The sequence below is a fragment of the Glaciibacter kafniensis genome, from assembly GCF_039538945.1.
GTDB classification, from domain to species: domain Bacteria; phylum Actinomycetota; class Actinomycetes; order Actinomycetales; family Microbacteriaceae; genus Cryobacterium; species Cryobacterium kafniensis.
In genome coordinates this window covers 16910-32085 of sequence record NZ_BAABCN010000012.1, presented here as the reverse complement: position 1 = coordinate 32085, position 15176 = coordinate 16910, and the positions used below count along the sequence as shown (strand labels likewise).

The 15176-nt window shown below is 66.3% G+C and carries 8 protein-coding genes; 4 read left to right on the top strand and 4 right to left on the bottom strand.

Going from position 1 to position 15176, the window contains the following annotated elements; translation table 11 throughout:
• Nucleotides 1–8: 8 nt before the first annotated feature.
• Genes ABD791_RS16235 through ABD791_RS16225 form a run of 3 tightly spaced genes read right to left on the bottom strand, consistent with a single transcriptional unit; the run spans nucleotide 9 to nucleotide 7293 of the window.
• Nucleotides 9–4286: a TIGR02680 family protein gene (locus ABD791_RS16235; protein ID WP_345068607.1), complete on the bottom strand. Its 4278-nt coding sequence runs from the start codon at nucleotides 4284–4286 to the stop codon at nucleotides 9–11.
• Complete coding sequence (locus ABD791_RS16230; RefSeq protein WP_345068606.1) at nucleotides 4283–5530, bottom strand: TIGR02678 family protein; 1248 nt, start codon at nucleotides 5528–5530, stop codon at nucleotides 4283–4285. The genes ABD791_RS16235 and ABD791_RS16230 overlap by 4 nt, the downstream gene beginning before the upstream one ends.
• A complete protein-coding gene (locus ABD791_RS16225) occupies nucleotides 5527–7293 on the bottom strand; it encodes a TIGR02677 family protein (RefSeq protein WP_345068604.1) in 1767 nt (588 codons plus the stop codon). Before ABD791_RS16225 ends, ABD791_RS16230 begins: the two co-directional genes overlap by 4 nt.
• Nucleotides 7294–7504: 211 nt before the next feature.
• Between ABD791_RS16225 and ABD791_RS16220 the strand changes: the two genes are divergently transcribed.
• From ABD791_RS16220 to ABD791_RS16210, 3 genes are all read left to right on the top strand, one after another.
• A complete protein-coding gene (locus ABD791_RS16220; protein WP_345068602.1) occupies nucleotides 7505–8098 on the top strand; it encodes a winged helix-turn-helix domain-containing protein in 594 nt (197 codons plus the stop codon).
• A complete protein-coding gene (locus tag ABD791_RS16215; protein WP_345068601.1) occupies nucleotides 8095–9522 on the top strand; it encodes an MFS transporter in 1428 nt (475 codons plus the stop codon). Before ABD791_RS16220 ends, ABD791_RS16215 begins: the two co-directional genes overlap by 4 nt.
• Before the next feature lie 243 nt (nucleotides 9523–9765).
• Nucleotides 9766–13461: a beta strand repeat-containing protein gene (locus tag ABD791_RS16210; RefSeq protein ID WP_345068600.1), complete on the top strand. Its 3696-nt coding sequence runs from the start codon at nucleotides 9766–9768 to the stop codon at nucleotides 13459–13461.
• A 203-nt stretch (nucleotides 13462–13664) separates the two neighbouring features.
• Here ABD791_RS16210 and ABD791_RS16205 read toward each other — a convergent pair whose 3' ends face one another.
• Nucleotides 13665–14969 (bottom strand): HNH endonuclease family protein, encoded by a 1305-nt coding sequence (locus ABD791_RS16205; RefSeq protein ID WP_345068599.1) that lies wholly within the window; start codon nucleotides 14967–14969, stop codon nucleotides 13665–13667.
• Here ABD791_RS16205 and ABD791_RS16200 point away from each other — a divergent pair.
• Entirely contained in the window at nucleotides 14968–15132 is a 165-nt protein-coding gene (locus ABD791_RS16200) for a hypothetical protein (protein WP_345068597.1), read from the top strand. The genes ABD791_RS16205 and ABD791_RS16200 overlap by 2 nt on opposite strands.
• Nucleotides 15133–15176 lie beyond the last annotated feature (44 nt).

The window sequence follows — 15176 nt, the reverse complement described above, 5'->3', positions numbered from 1 at the left end:
CGGCGTGCTCACCACAGCGCTCCGGAGTCGTCGTCCACCGGGACATCCTGAACCGCGGTGCGCTGCGTACCGTCCCACTTCCACAACTGCACATGCACGGCCGGGGTGTCGTCGAACCGGGAGAGCTGGGCGATGGAAAGCCCGGGAACCTCGGCGTAGCACCCCCACTCCCGCTCGCTGGTCATGACCACGTCGAGGTCGAATTCGGTGAGCAGGCCGAGGCAGCTCGCACGGGCTGTGTCGTCAACTCCGGCGAATGCCTCGTCAAGCATGACCATGCGCGGTGCGTGAACATTTCCGGCCGTGCGATAGTGCGACGCGGCAGCCGCGAAGAGCGGAATGCTCGCGGCCAAAACACGCTCGCCGCCCGACGCCGGACCGGTGGCCGGCTTCCAGACTCCCGCTTGACGGCGTTCGACCGTGAACTGGTGCCAACGCCGATAGTCGAGTGCGTCGCCGAGATGGTCATACCAGTTGATTGATTCGTCTGCATCGCGCACCTCAGCAATGCGCGCCTGCAAAAACTCGCCGAGCGCCGTGCGATCGGCTTCGCTCCAAGCATCCGCGGTGGACCCGAGCACCCGGCGTGCCTCGGCCAGCCCCACCGGGCCGTCGGGGCGGGGCTTCCACAGCACGCGCAGGGTCATCCCGGTGCTCATCGGTCGGTCACGCAGCTCCACGTTCAGTTCGGCATTCTGCCGGTCGGCATCACCGATGAGCTCGGAGAGCTGGGCGCCCACCTCGGTCACCAGATGATCCTCAATGATCTGCCGCTCGCGCGCATTCAGCAGGGCGTTGCGGTCGACGAGCTGGGAGTTCAAATTGTCGCCCAGATCGACAAGCTCCACATCGCGCCCCTGAAAGAGAACGGTGACTTCATAGCCGTCATCGTGGCTGTAGGCCCCCGCATTGTGGCCGTGCCGATTGAGCGCCCTCTGCAGCACGGTGAATTCGTCTTGCACTTGCCGGGCGAGCCGATCAAATCGAGTGTCGGTCGCGTCAAGCTCGGCCAGCGCCTGCTCGATGGCCCGCGCAAACTGCACACCGCGGGTCACAGGCCACTCCTCGGCAGGCGACGGATGCTCCAAGTCTGGCAGGGCGACACGGGCCAACCCGAGCGCGGTTGTCGCCCGCAGCCGTTCGACGACGTGGGCGCGATTGCTCGCGACGCCCTCCTGCAGGGTGCGGATGCCACTGACTTTCTCGTCGAGCACAGCGCACCTCAGATCGGCGGCGTGCCGCCTCTCACCGGTCGCCTTGTGGTCGTGTGCGATCGTGTCGAGCGCTGATTCGACCTCAGCCAGCTGACGGCGATAGGTGACGATGTCGTCGCCGACCGAATCTCGCAACACCTCGAAGTAGCGCGTCTTCTCGCGCGCGTCGTCGTCGGCACGGGCCCGCACGGTGCGGGCATCCGTCAGCATGATGCGCGCGTCGGCGGTGCGCGTCTGAGCGGCGGAGAACACGCGCTCGGCGGTGATGGCGTGCTCGACAGCATTCCAGAAAGCCAGGGTGCACCGGTCGTAGTCGTCGAGCGCGAGACGCCGCACAGCAAGCAGCGCCGCATCCGTGGGCAGGCCGAGCAACTCTGCGTCGACGGCGAGTTCGGCGGCGCGCTCGTCGCGGGCGACGGATACCGTGCGTACGCCCGCGCGGGCATCGTCACGTTCTGCGGTGGTCGTGTCGACGGCTGCCGCCGCGATGTCGGCCCGGCGTTCGGCCTTCTCCAGTGCTGTCGGGAGGGGAACGGCGTTTTGTTCGGTCTGCACCGTGAGGAGCCGACGCCGCAGCTCAGCAACGCTGCTTTGCAAATCAGCAAGGTTCGCGTGCACCGCGTCGAGTTCGCGCTCGGCCTCGGCCAGACGTCGGATGCGCTGCGCTTCTCGAGCAGTGTGGCCGATGAAGCGCGCGGCATCCGTTGTCCACGCGCCGGAGGCGGCTCCGAGACGGAACTCGCCGGTCGCGCTCACCCACACTGCCGCGGAGTTCTCAGCAGCGTCGGAGAGCACAATGCTCTCGAGCACGCCCTGCACCGCAACAGCGCTCAGCCCGCTCGACTCGGGGAGTTCGACGTGCAACACCTGCGCCAGGGTTCGGGCTGCAGGAGCGGATGCGGACGAGGACGCGGACGCGGCCGTGGAGGTGTCGCCGCGCAGCAGCACCTCACCTGAGAATGCATCGCGCGCAACGCCGTCGGGGAGCAGCACTGCGGTAAGCAGACCGGACCCCTCAAGCGCGGCTTCGATGCCGGCGCGGTCGAGGGTGGACACCTCTTCGTTGAAACCGACTGCGCGCCAGAACGGAATTCCCTCAGAAGGGAGGCGTGTGTGCGATTGCTTCGGTTCGACAAAGTCGCCGCGGGTGAGGCTCGCGATCTCAGCGATCAGTAAATCAGCGCCGGCTTGGCCGTCGACCTGTCGCTGTTCGATCGTGGCCTTCTCGCCGTGCAGCGCCTGCATGATTGCCGAGGCAGTACGGCGAAGCGCGAGAGTCGCGGGGTTCTCGCCCTCTCTGGCCCGCACCCACTCGGTGAAGGCGGCGAATTCATCGTCGGAAACGGCGAGCTCGGTGAGTGTTGCCACGGCGATCTCGACGTCGCTGGTATAGGTCTCGATGGCGGTCTCGACGGCGTCATCCGCCTCAACGCGCACCACCACAGATTCGGCGAGTTTGGTCTCGGCCGCGGCTTCGCGGCGCTCGGCTTCGGCGACTTTCGACGCGGCGTTCACGACCGCATCGATCAGGTGTTGCACACGATTCAGCGCCGCGCGCGCGTCGGCGATGCGCGCGCGGGTCGACGCGCGATCGCGCTCAAGCCGCCCACGCGAGCCGGCCTCGGGGGAGGCGGAGCTCTCCAGGGCAGCGGATGTCGCGTCCGTCGCGTCCGTCGCTTCTGACGTATCGACACCATCCGTACTGGTCGCCGCCGATCGCGGTCCCGACGCCAGCTGACCGTGCTCGTGCGCGACCCCGGCCTCGGTCGCTTTCAGAGCAGCGTTGGCGAGAAGCCGGCTGACGGTCAGGCGCGCAGAACTGACCTCGTCGAGTTCCGCGGCGAGCTCAGTTTCGGCGCGTTCAGCCGCAACGCGGGCGCCGCGCTCACGTGTGGTCGCCCCGACCAGGCGACCGCCGGCATCCGTGGCAGCCGTCTCGGCCTTGGCCAGCTCACGTTCGGCCTCAATGTACTGGCTGTCCTGAAGCGCGCTGAGTTCGGCCTCGCGCTCAACCTGATGCATGCCCAGGCTCGCCAGCTCGGCGTCGGCAGCCGTTCGTTGCTCGCGGGACTGCTCGATCTGAGCCGAGAGCGCGATGGCCTCACGACCCAGGCGGTCGAATTCGGCTTGCTGGCTGCGGGGGCCCTCGGCCTGACGCTTCAACAGAACCTGGGCGTAGGCGCGGTAGTGCCCGAGAAAGCTGAGCACCGACTTGTGGGCATCGGTTAGCTGTTTGAGCTCGTCGCGCTCCTCATCGAGGCTGCGCAGGCCTTCGGCGACCGATCTGATGACACTTTCGCCGACGGGGGAGAGCGACTCGGTCAGCGCGTCGGAGAGCAACCGTTCGCTCGGCTTCTTCGACAGCTGAGGCGCTCGAATCTGCAGGAGCAGGTCAACGAGGGCGGTGTAACGGCGTTCGCCGAGACCGAAGAGGTGCTCGTCGAGAGCGATGCGGTAGCTGGTCTTGTTGTCGTAGACGCGCCCGTGCCCGCTGAGCGCTTCGATGAGCCGCTCGCGACCGAGAGCGGTTCGGTTGGCGTCAACGAGCTGCAGATCGCCGCCGACCCGCTGGGTGGTGATGAAGAACCAGTTCTTCGTCATTCCACGGCCCTTGGCCGCTTTCAGCCCGGCGCCGATCGTGAGAAAGTGTGCCACTCCGGCGTCGTCGAGACGTGCGAATTCCAGCCAGGTGTAGCCGAGGCGTTCGGAATTGGGGTGCTCGCCGCCGAGCAGCAGGTTCCAGTCCATGCGCTTGCCGGCGTCGCCGTCGGGCTCAACGCGTCGGGCGGAGAGATCGCCGTCGAGCAGAAACGGCAGCGTGAGCGCGAGAACCTTTGACTTGCCGGCGCCGTTGTTTCCGCGCAACAACAGTCGGCCATCCTCGAAGGGAAAGACCTCGTTCTCGTAATAGAAGAGGTCGACCAGACCGAGCCGCATCGGCTGCCAGCGTTCTTTCGTCGGCTGAGAAAGCTGCGAGTTCGATTCCGGCTCGGCGACGCCCTCGGCCGCCAACCCCACACCGTAATCGTTCGGTGAGGGCAGCTCGCTCGGGGAGAAGTCTTCCAGGGTCACGATCGGGGTCCTCCGAGGATGGTGGGTTCGGTCACGGTGAAACGGGCGAGCGCAGGAAGCACCCTCACCCGATCGCCGCGCAATTCAATGAGGTGCAGGCCCGCGAGCTTGGCGAGGGCGGTGCGAACCAGCGCCGCATCGGCACCGTCGTCGACTGCTCCCTTGCGCCAATAGCTGGTAAACGACGGCGCAATCGACCGGATGTGGGCGCGCAGGTCATCGACATCGTGCACGAAGGCATCGTGCTCGGGAAAATCGTGCTCGAAGGCATGGTGCCCGGGAACATCGTGCCCGGTGACATCGTGCTCGGGCGCCCCGGCCCCGGCCAAGTACTCGGCCAGGAGCAGGGCGACGTGCCCGTCGGTTCCCTTTTCGGGCATCCGCAGATCGGTCAGTTCGTCGTCGAGGTCGACCATGGCGAGGCCCTCGGCGCGGTATTCAGCGACGAGTCCGGTGAGCTCGGTGATGCGCTTGCAGATTGCGGATCGTTGGCCGCGGAGATAGCCGGCCTCGTCGTCGTCGAGGTCGGCGAAGTACACAACCGGATCGTCGAGCAGTCGCCGCGTCAGGCTGTGCCGCAGCTGCAGATTGCGCAACTCGTCGGAGGGGGCGATGCCGCGATCGCGCAGCGCCCGCAGCCGCTCGTCAAACGTGCTCGCACCGACCGTCGACGGCCCCCGTCGCGTCACGAGAAGTTGCGAGAGCACCCGGCGTGACACGTCGTAGAGGGCGTCTCCCGCGTGCTGCACGAACTCTGTTTCGTCACCGGCAACGCGAACCAGAACTCCCCAGTCGAGCAGAAGTTGCACCGCGGCCACCAGATCGCTCCGTTCGTCACGGGTCTGCAGGCTGAATGCGAAGCCGGAGCGCGCCAACTCGGGGTTGGTGGCGGTGACGACGACGAGCTCTGCGAGCCGTCCGAGGGCGATCTGCGCGTCGCCGCGTTCCAGCACGGCCAAGCAGAGCATGAGCAACACGTAGCGGCGCCGTGCGAACGGCACCTTTCCGGTGCGCGCCACGAACGGATGCGTCGAAACATCGAGCGTGGCCGGCTCACGGGCGAGACGCGCCACCTCCGAGTCGACGTGCAGGCCCCAGCCGGTGTTGATTTCGAACCATTCGCGGAGCTCGGCCTGGTGTCGTTTGACGAGCCGGAAGCGTTCTTCATCGGTCGATCGGATCAGCGGATGCCTCAGCAACGCCCGTGCGGCGCGCTGCGTGTCGTCGACACCGGAGGTGCTCATGAGATCTCCGCGAGGGCGCTGTCGAGAGTGGAACGGTCGGCGGGAGCGGCGGGCTCCGGCGTTGGCGCAGCGGTTTTCGCCGCATCCGCAGGATCCGCATCAGCGGCATCAGCCGCATCCGTCGAATCCGTCGAATCCGTCGCGCTCGCATCTGCAGCGGCCACGTTCGCCGTGAGCTCCGTTAGATCGCGGATGCGCACAAGGTGGTTGGGCCCCCACAATGTTCCGCGTTCGGTTTCGAGCGCCACAAATGCGTCGCCCGGCAGCGGCGTCAGATCGATCTGCATGGTTCCGTCGCTGGATGCCGTGCTCGTGCCGACGACGCCACCGGCTCCGCTGCCCGGCGCCCGGGAGACGAGCGCATCTCCAAGCAGGGTAAGAAATAGGCCGAAAGCCGTCGAATCCAGGCCGGCGAGCTCGCGCAGCTCGACCTCGTCGTTGGTGGCCAATCGGCGCCGGGCGGCCGCGATCTGCTCAGCCTGCTCCCGCACTTTCTGTGCCAAGATCGCGCGATCGACGGAGCGGTCGATCACCTGGCTGGGTCGTCCGGACCGCTCGTATCGGCCAGTGCGTCGCAGCTGCGGTGACACTTCGAGGGGAGGCGCGTCGGCCCACGGAATTCCGTCATGGCCACCGTGGTCGCTCCAGCGTTGCCAGGTTTCGGCGTCGAGGGTGAGATGCCGAGCCGAGTAGAGGCCGAAAGCAGCGCGGGCCAGGCGGTGCCGGTCGTCGTCACCGTCAGCCTCCTGAAACCACTGCGCGAGTCGCAGATAGTCGGCCGAGCGATCGGAGCGGCCGGAGCGGCGCGCGTTGATCGCGCGCACGGCGTCGAGCAAGGCCGGAACAGCGGCGAGGGCGCTCAGCCGCAGGAGTTTCGCCTGGCTGTCGCGTCCGCTCGCAGAGAGGAACCAGCCGCAGAGGCCCGCCCAACGGTTCTGCCAGAGCGAGTGCAGGCGGTCGCGCTCAACCCGCGCCTCCGGATCATCCGGATCTGGCGCGGCCTCGGCGGCGTCACGCTCGGCGATCGCCAGAAATGCACGATCAATGCGGTCGGCATCGGCGGAGAGGAGCAGCGTTGCGATCTGTGGGCCGCGCACGGCGAGATCACGGATGAACCGGTGGAGGTACTCGATGAGCCGATTCTTGTAGGCGATGAAGGTTTCTTCGTCGGTGTCGGTCAGATCGATCGTTCGCTGCAGCGACGCCATGAAGGCGCTGGCATTGTCGGCGAGATTGCCAAACCGTGTGGTGAGGTGGTCGAGGTTGGATTGCAGTTTTCCGAGGTCGAGTTCGTCGGCCTCGACCAGCGCGAGCAGCTCGCGCACCGCGACGGTGATATCGGCGAGGGCAACGGCTTGCAGCGCGCCGCGGCGGCCGAGCGCCTCGTCATACGCGGTCAATGCCTGCTCGACCGCTTCGCCTTCGCGGCTGAGCTGAAAAAGATGGCGCTTGCGATAGAAGTCTTCAACCTGCACCACGCGCCCGGTGTCGGGTGACGCTACGAGGTTGCCCCACGCGACGAGCGATTCGAGCGCTCCCGTCACCGCTTCGATTGTCAACGATTCGGCACCGGCTGGCGGAGTTCTGCTGGTGGTCGCCTCTCCCTGCAGCACAACGGCGAGCACGTCGTCAGGGCGCAGATGAACACGAAAGCTCTGCTTCGCGGTGACGAAGGCACCGAGCACCCGGCGATAGAGCGCAGCATTCTGCGCGTTCAGGTGGCTGAACACACTGAACGAATCGGAGGCTTCGCTGGTCGTCACTCTCCCTGTCTAGCAGGTGCTGCCGACATCCGGTTGCGCGTTGAAATGATCCAGTACGCATGTCAGCAGATTCATTATGCGGTATGACCTGAAAGCCTCTTGCAGATCATCCCGACGCTGGCTAGAGTCTGAAAGACGCTTTCAGAACTGACGGGAACGTGAAGCGACAGTGACAGTGAAACGTCAATGAAGACTCAGCGAGGAGCGACCAGTGAACGAGCAGCCCAGAGACGAACACCGCCCCAATCTCACCGACCCCGGTGTGCTCGACGCCCTCTCGCATCCGGTGCGTCTCGATGTGCTCGGATTTCTCATGTCGGCCGGGCCGGCAACCGCGTCGGAATGCGCCCGAGCGGTCGGCGACACCCCCTCCAACTGCAGCTACCACCTGCGCACTCTCGCACGCCACGGGCTCGTCGTCGCTGACGAGTCGACCGACGGCCGCACGAAGCCCTGGCGCGCCACCATCACCGGATTCACCACAGAGCTGCCCGACGGTTCCGACGGCTCGGCCGGGCACGCCGGCGTCGACGCCATGCTTGAGGCATCCCTGCAGCTTGACTATCAGTTGGCCCGCGAGCATGTGCGCACGCGCGACACCCTTCCCGAGGAGTGGCGCGAGGCCGAGATGCACGCCACCTATGGGCTGAAAGTCACACCCGACGAGCTCCGCATCATCACCGAACAGATCGACGCCGTGCTCCGGCCCTTCCTGGCTGCGACGCGCACCGACGCGCCAGACGGCGCCGGTCACGCGCACGTTTCACTGACCGCGTTTCCGCGGCCGCAGTTTGGCCGGCCATGACGGATGCGACACAGGGCGTGACACCGGGCGTGACACCGGGCGTGACACAGGGCGTGACACCGGGTGTGACACCGGGTGAGGCACCGGTTGAAGTGACAGGAGTGATGCCAGGTGTGACACCGGACCTGACACATGACGCGGCGGCAGACGCGGAACCGGGTGCGGCGTCAACACCGGTATTGTCGTCGGTCCCACCCGCCGCCACACCGTCACGCGGCGCCGGCGCCGGCTCCGCCTTCGCCAGCGCCCCGTTCCGTCGGCTCTGGGCGGCCGGCCTCATCTCGGATGCGGGGGACTGGCTCCTCTTCATCGCGCTGCCACTCGTCGTGCTGCAACTGAGCGGTTCGGCACTCGCCACCTCACTCGCGTTCCTGCTCGAGTTGGTACCGGCGGTCGTGCTGGCGCCCTTCGTGGCGCGCATCGTCGACCGCTTCGACCGCAAGATGCTGATGTGCGCGGTCAATGTGGGCCAGGCGCTCTCGCTGATCCCACTGATGTTCGTGCGCACCGAAGCCGATCTGCCGCTCGTCTACCTCGTCATCGTACTGCAAGCGATGTTCAGTGCGGCGTTCGAACCGGCGAAGAACGCCCTGCTGCCCGAACTCGTCGGCGCCGACCGCATCGTCTCCGCCAACGCGCTCGTCGGCTTGAACCAGAACCTGGGCCGTCTCGTCGGTGGCCCTCTGGGCGGGGTGCTGCTCGCCATCGGTGACCTCGGCTTGGTCGTTGCCGTCGACTTCGTCAGCTACGCGGCGTCGGCCGTGCTCGTCGCGACGCTCCCGCGTTCCCGGCCGCGGACATCCGCTGAGAGCCCGGTGAAATCGGGCATCTTTCGCGTGCTCAGAGACCACCGGCTGCGCGGGGCCTTCGTGGTGTTCTTCACCGCTTCGATCGCGCAGGGCCTCTTCGTGGTGCTCTTCGTCTTCTTCGTCACCGAGACGTTGGGTGGTTCCGACGCGGATGTCGGACTGCTGCGGGGCGTGCAAGCGATCGGCGCGATCGGGGCCGGCCTGCTGCTCGGTTTCGTCGCGGCGAAGGCCGACATGCGGCAGCTGAGCGTGTTCGGCGTGGCAGCCTTCGCGATCATTTCACTCGTGACCTGGAACCTGCCGTTCATCACCAACGAGCTCTGGCTCTACGTCGTGCTGTTCGTGATCGTCGGCGCCCCCGGCGTGTTCATGGGGGCCGGCCTGGTCAGCATCCTGCAGCTCGGCAGCGACGATGCCGAGCGGGGCAGCGTTTTCGCGGCGCTCGGGCTCATCATGTCGCTCGGTCAGGCGGCGGGGATGCTTGCGGCCGGGATGCTGCAGACCACGCTCGGCACAGTGCCGCTGCTCGAAGTGCAGGGCGCGGTGTATCTGGCGACGGCGATTCTGGCTGCGCTGCTGCTGCCGCGAAGTGCGCAGAAGGCGGCTGTCGCGTAGGGGAGTGAGCCCAATCCAGCGAGTCCAACCCAGCGAGCCCAACCCAGCGAGCCCAACCCAGCGAGCCCAACCCAGCGAGTCCAACCCAGCGAGTCCAACCCTTTGAGTCAAGCTCTGTGAGCCGAACCCGGTGAGCCTGCCCGCGTTTGCCCGCGACGGGCCTGTTACGCCACAGCACCCCCAATTCGGGGCATCCGCTCAGATCAATCGCTACTTTTTCATCGTCTCCCATAAATTGGGAGAATGCGTCTTGTCAGCTTCGCACCCGTCCGTCTGGCCGCTATGGCGCTCGTCGCCCTTCTCGCGTGTGCGGGTCTGTCGGCCGTCGGCGTCGCGCCGGCCAATGCCGCATCCGTCGCAGGGACGGTCGGCATCCCCGCGAACACCGCTGAGGAAGCATTCCTCGTGCCGATTTTCACCGATGATGGTCAGGTCGGCGACATTATCGGCACGACCTACCAGCTGCACTTTTCCAACAGCGGCAACATACCAACGGGCTTCGTGATTCCCCACGGCTTGTTTGTCGGCGACGACCTTGTCCCCACTCTTCACTACGACGATGGGTCGGCCGAATTTCCCCCCGTCCACAGCCTCATTTTTCGCACCGCCGGCAATGTTCCGTTCGCGCTGACCAGCTTCGAAATGGTAGACCCGATGGAATCAGGCGCGCTCTACACCGCTACGGGATATCTCAATGGGGTGCCGCTTGCGAACGCGGTGCAGCCTTTCTCACTCGTCAATTTCGGGTCAACCGTGACACTCAACAGCGCGTTCACAATGGTCGACGAAGTTCGCATCACGTCGAATGGCGGCAGCTATGCGGCCCTGCCTGACCACGGTGCGACGCTGTTCTACGAGGGCTTCAACAACTTCGTGGTCAACGACCCCACCCCGCCGCTCTCAACGAACGCTTCGCTCAGTGCGCTTGCGCTCAGCTCGGGCACCCTCGCCCCGGTGTTTGCCGGGGGCACGACGGGCTACACGGCATCGGTGGGTAACGCGACGACGTCGATCACGGTGACCCCGACCGTGGCGGATGCCGCGGCATCCGTCACCGTCAATGGTGTCAGTGTCGCAAGTGCAACAGCATCCGGTGCCATCGCCCTGAATGTGGGCAGCAACACGATCACCATGGTTGTGACGGCACAGGACGGGACGACCACGAAGACATACACAGTCACCGTGACGCGCGCGGCATCGTCAAATGCTGATCTGGCCGCGTTCGCTTTGTCGTCCGGGTCGCTCGCCCCCGCGTTCGCAGCCGGTACAACGAGCTACACAGCATCGGTGGGCAATGCGACGACAGCGGTCACGGTGACCTCGACGGTGGCGGCTGGCAGCGCCACCATTAGGGTCAACGGCGTCAGCACCGCAAGCGGAGCGGCATCTGGTGCTATCGCCCTGGCCGTCGGCAGCAACACCATCACCGTGGTTGTGACGGCGCAGGACGGGACGACCACGAAGACATACACAGTCACCGTGACGCGCGCGGCATCGTCAAATGCTGATCTGGCCGCGCTCGCTTTGTCGTCCGGGTCGCTCGCCCCCGCGTTCGCAGCCGGTACAACGAGCTACACAGCATCGGTGGGCAATGCGACGACAGCGGTCACGGTGACCTCGACGGTGGCGGCTGGCAGCGCCACCATTAGGGTCAACGGCGTCAGCACCGCAAGCGGAGCGGCATCTGGTGCTATCGCCCTGGCCGTCGGCAGCAACACCATCACCGTGGTTGTGACGGCACAGGATGGCACGACCACGAAGACGTACACGGTCACGGTGACGCGCGCGGCATCATCCAATGCCGACCTCTCGAATCTGACTCTCAGCGCCGGGACTGTGAGCCCCGTGTTTGCGTCAGGTACGACGAGTTACGCGGCATCGGTGGGCTTCACCACAACTTCACTCACGGTCACGCCAACCGTGGCGGCTGGCAGCGCCACCGTGACCGTGAACGGTGTTGCAACGACAAGCGGGAACGCGTCAGGAGCGATCGCGTTGAACGTCGGTGCGAACACCGTCACGGTCGTCGTCACGGCACAGAACGAGTCGACCAAGACCTACACGATTACCGTGACGCGAGCAGCCCCCTCAGGCAATGCTGATCTGACCGCGCTCGATTTGTCGGCTGGGTCGCTCGACCCGGCGTTCGTAGCCGGTACGACGAGCTATGCGGCGGCGGTGAACAACGCCGCTAGTTCTCTGACTGTCACTCCGACGGTCGCGGATGCGACGTCATCCGTCACGGTGAATGGCGCTGCGACGACAAGCGGGAACGCGTCAGCGGCGATCACGTTGAACGTCGGTGCGAACACCGTCACGGTCGTCGTCACAGCACAGAACGGGTCGATCAAGACCTACACGATTACCGTGACGCGTGCTGCTTCAGACAACGCCGATCTGGCTGCGCTGGCCTTGTCGGACGGGTCGCTCGACCCCGAGTTCGCTTCCGGTGCGACCGCGTACACGGCCGCGGTCGAGAACGCGATTGATTCTTTGACCGTCACCCCAGCTGTTGCGGATGCCACGGCATCCGTCACGGTGAACGGCTCGGTGACGACGAGCGGCAGCGCCTCGGCGCCCATCGCGTTGAGCGTCGGTGCGAACACCGTCACGGTCATCGTCACAGCACAGAATGGGTCGACCAAGACCTACACGATTGCCGTGATGCGTGCTGCGTCGGCCAATGCCGATCTGGCTGCGCTCGCCTTGTCGGCTGGGTCGCTCGACCCCGGGTTCGCTGGCGGTACGACCGCTTACACGGCAGTGGTTGAGAACGGTATTGATTCTTTGACCGTCACCCCATCTGTTGCGGATGCCACGGCATCCGTCACGGTGAATGGCACGGCGGTTGCGAGTGGGAGCGCCTCCTTGCCGGTCGCGCTGGATGTTGGCAGCAACACCGTCACGATCGTTGTCACCGCTCAGGACGAGTCGACCAACACCTACACGGTGACGGTGACGCGCGCTGCTTCAGAAAACGCCGATCTGGCTGCGCTCGCGTTGTCGGCTGGGTCGCTCGATCCGGCGTTCGCGGCCGGTACGACCGCGTACTCGGCAGCGGTCGAAAATGTCACGGACTCTTTGACCGTCACTCCATCTGTTGCGGATGCCACGGCATCCGTCACGGTGAATGGCACGGCGACGACGAGCGGCAGCGCCTCGGCGCCCGTCGCGTTGAACGTCGGTGCGAACACCGTCACGGTCGTCGTCACGGCTCAGGACGAGTCGACCAAGAGCTATACGATCACGGTCACGCGAGCCGCAGAGCCCCTCGTCGTCGTGCCGACATTTGATTTCGTCGCTGATTTCGTCGCGGGCACGCCCGTCGGCGGTGCAACAGGCGCCCTTTCGGCGAGCGGCTCGGAACCGGGATCACCGGTCATCGTCACCATGCACTCGACGCCGGTCGTGCTGCTCGATTCCGAAGCGGATGCGGATGGCACTCTCACGGCCACCGTTTCGTTGCCGGCCCACGTCGAGCCGGGGTCCCACCGATTGATTGCCGAGGCGACCGCTGCTGATGGCACGCCGCTCAGCAAGACCATCTGGTTCTCGGTGCTGGCCAACCAGACCATCGGGGCTGTCTCGACCACCGGCCCGATTCCGGACGTCACCACGCCCGTCACGCCGACACCGACACCGACACCGACACCGACACCTACTCCGACACCGACACCGACACCGACACCGACACCTACTCCGACACCGACACCGACACCTACTCCGGCACCGACCTCTACTCCAACGCCGGCGCCTTCAGCCTCGGCACAACCGGCGGCGCCGACGTCTCTGGCCTCGACCGGCGCCGACGTCTCCGCGCCGCTCATCGTCGGGGGCGTGCTCCTGGCGCTCGGAATCCTGGTGTTCCTCATCCGTCGCCGTCGCGCGAGCACGGCGGCGAGCACGGGCGCGGAACCGAGTAGCAGCGACGACAAGTAGCGGCGGTAGCGGCTGGAGCCGCCCGTGTTGGTGGCTAACTCCGGTAATTCGTCCGATTCGCGGGGGCCAGGCCCGGAAAGACGCGGGTCAGGATGCCGGGGTCGGGGGATTGCCGGAGTTAGCCACACAACGACCTGGTTTGATCTCCGGTTAATCGGCGTGGATGTCGACGGCGTGAGCGAGAGCGCATGCGGGGCTGAGTGCTACGCATTCCAGTGGAACTTGCCGTTTGCGTCGGCACCCTTTCCGCCGCAGGTGTAGGTGCGGCCGTTGTCGGCGACGCCCGTTTCGCCTGGATTGGAGCAGAATCCGCCGGGGTGCACGTTGACCGCGGGAGCGGGAGCGGGCGCCGGAGCAGGTTCGGGTGCAGGAGCGGGCGCCGGCTCGGGTGCCGGTGCGGGCGCAGGCTCGACGGGAACGGGAACTGGCACGACGACCGGCGCGGGATCAGCAGCAACCGGCTCAGGAACCGCAACCGGCACCGGCGCGACAGCCGCCCCGCCACATGCCCCGAGCACCCGTTCCATCGCATCGTGCTCGGCCGGGGCGATCCACAAACCGTAGGCGGCCTTGACCTCGATCTGTCGCGCCACATACGTGCAGCGGAACGACTTCTCCGGCGGCAACCACGTCGCCGCATCGCCCGCGCCCTTGGCCGAGTTCGTCGGTCCGTCGACCGCGAGCAGGTTGCGCGGGTCATTCGCGAGAGCCTCACGCGCATCCTGCGTGAGCTGCTGCGCGCCCGTGATCCAGGCGTTCTGCAGGGCGACGACGTGGTCGATCTGAACCTTGGTGGAAGTGGCGTTTCCGCGCACGAACGCGATCTGGGTGCCGGTGTAGGGATCGGCGAGGGTTCCGGTGAGCACACGGCACGAGCCGGACTTGGCAATCTCGGTCAGGTCGCGCGCGAGGATGTCGTTGCGGGTGTCGCATCCGTTTCTATCGACGTCGAGCCAGGCCGAGCCGAACATTCCCGTGCGGTCGTAGCCGGTCTTCGGCGCCTTGCCCTTGACCGGGAGGGTGGCGAGCTGGGCGAGTGCGGTCGAGGAGTCTGCCGCGGACACTGCCGAGGCAGGCGTGTCAGAAGGAGTCGCAATAGGAGTCGCAGTAGGTGTGGGAGTTGCGGTGCGCGTCGGGGAGGCAACCGGCGTCGGGGTGGGGTGGGCGACCGATGCGCCGAGCGCGCTGGAATCCGAGCCGCCGGTATCGGGCGCCAGCGACGTGCCGATTACGATCGAAACCAGGCTGGCGGCCAGAACCGCGGCAGCGAACTTGCGCGAGGGCAGACGCGCCCATGATGCGCGGCCGGTCACGAGCGCATACGCGCCGGTGATGAGGGCCAGAAGGCCGCCCATCATCAGGAGCCCCTGCATGCCCGTCGTCGACACCCCGATGATCAGCAGAACCAGCGCGAGCGCCCCGACGATCCAGGTGCTGCGCGGCAGTTTCGGTTTGCGAGGCGAGGGGCTCTGACGCTCAGCGGATGCGGGGTGGGCGGGGTGGGGCATGGAACTCCTGGTGGCGAACGGCACGAACTTTCGACCGTATCCCGAGGTGCGGGTGAGCCGGTGGTCATCGGTGCGTGTCGGCCGGGGTGGTGGGCCTTTGGGGGTGGCACCCGTGCTGTCGAGCCCGTTCTGGGGCTACGCCTGGCAGGGGCGCGCCAATTAGATTCGACATAGGCGACAGGGGACCAATGACGATCGAGATGCCAC

Excerpts from the sequence above, each read along its gene's own strand:
- ABD791_RS16205 (WP_345068599.1), bottom strand. The coding sequence starts at position 14,969 with ATGCCCCACCCCGCCCACCCCGCATCCGCTGAGCGTCAGAGCCCCTCG.
- ABD791_RS16210 (WP_345068600.1), top strand. The coding sequence starts at position 9,766 with ATGCGTCTTGTCAGCTTCGCACCCGTCCGTCTGGCCGCTATGGCGCTC.
- ABD791_RS16215 (WP_345068601.1), top strand. The coding sequence starts at position 8,095 with ATGACGGATGCGACACAGGGCGTGACACCGGGCGTGACACCGGGCGTG.
- ABD791_RS16230 (WP_345068606.1), bottom strand. The coding sequence starts at position 5,530 with ATGAGCACCTCCGGTGTCGACGACACGCAGCGCGCCGCACGGGCGTTG.
- ABD791_RS16200 (WP_345068597.1), top strand. The coding sequence starts at position 14,968 with ATGGAACTCCTGGTGGCGAACGGCACGAACTTTCGACCGTATCCCGAG.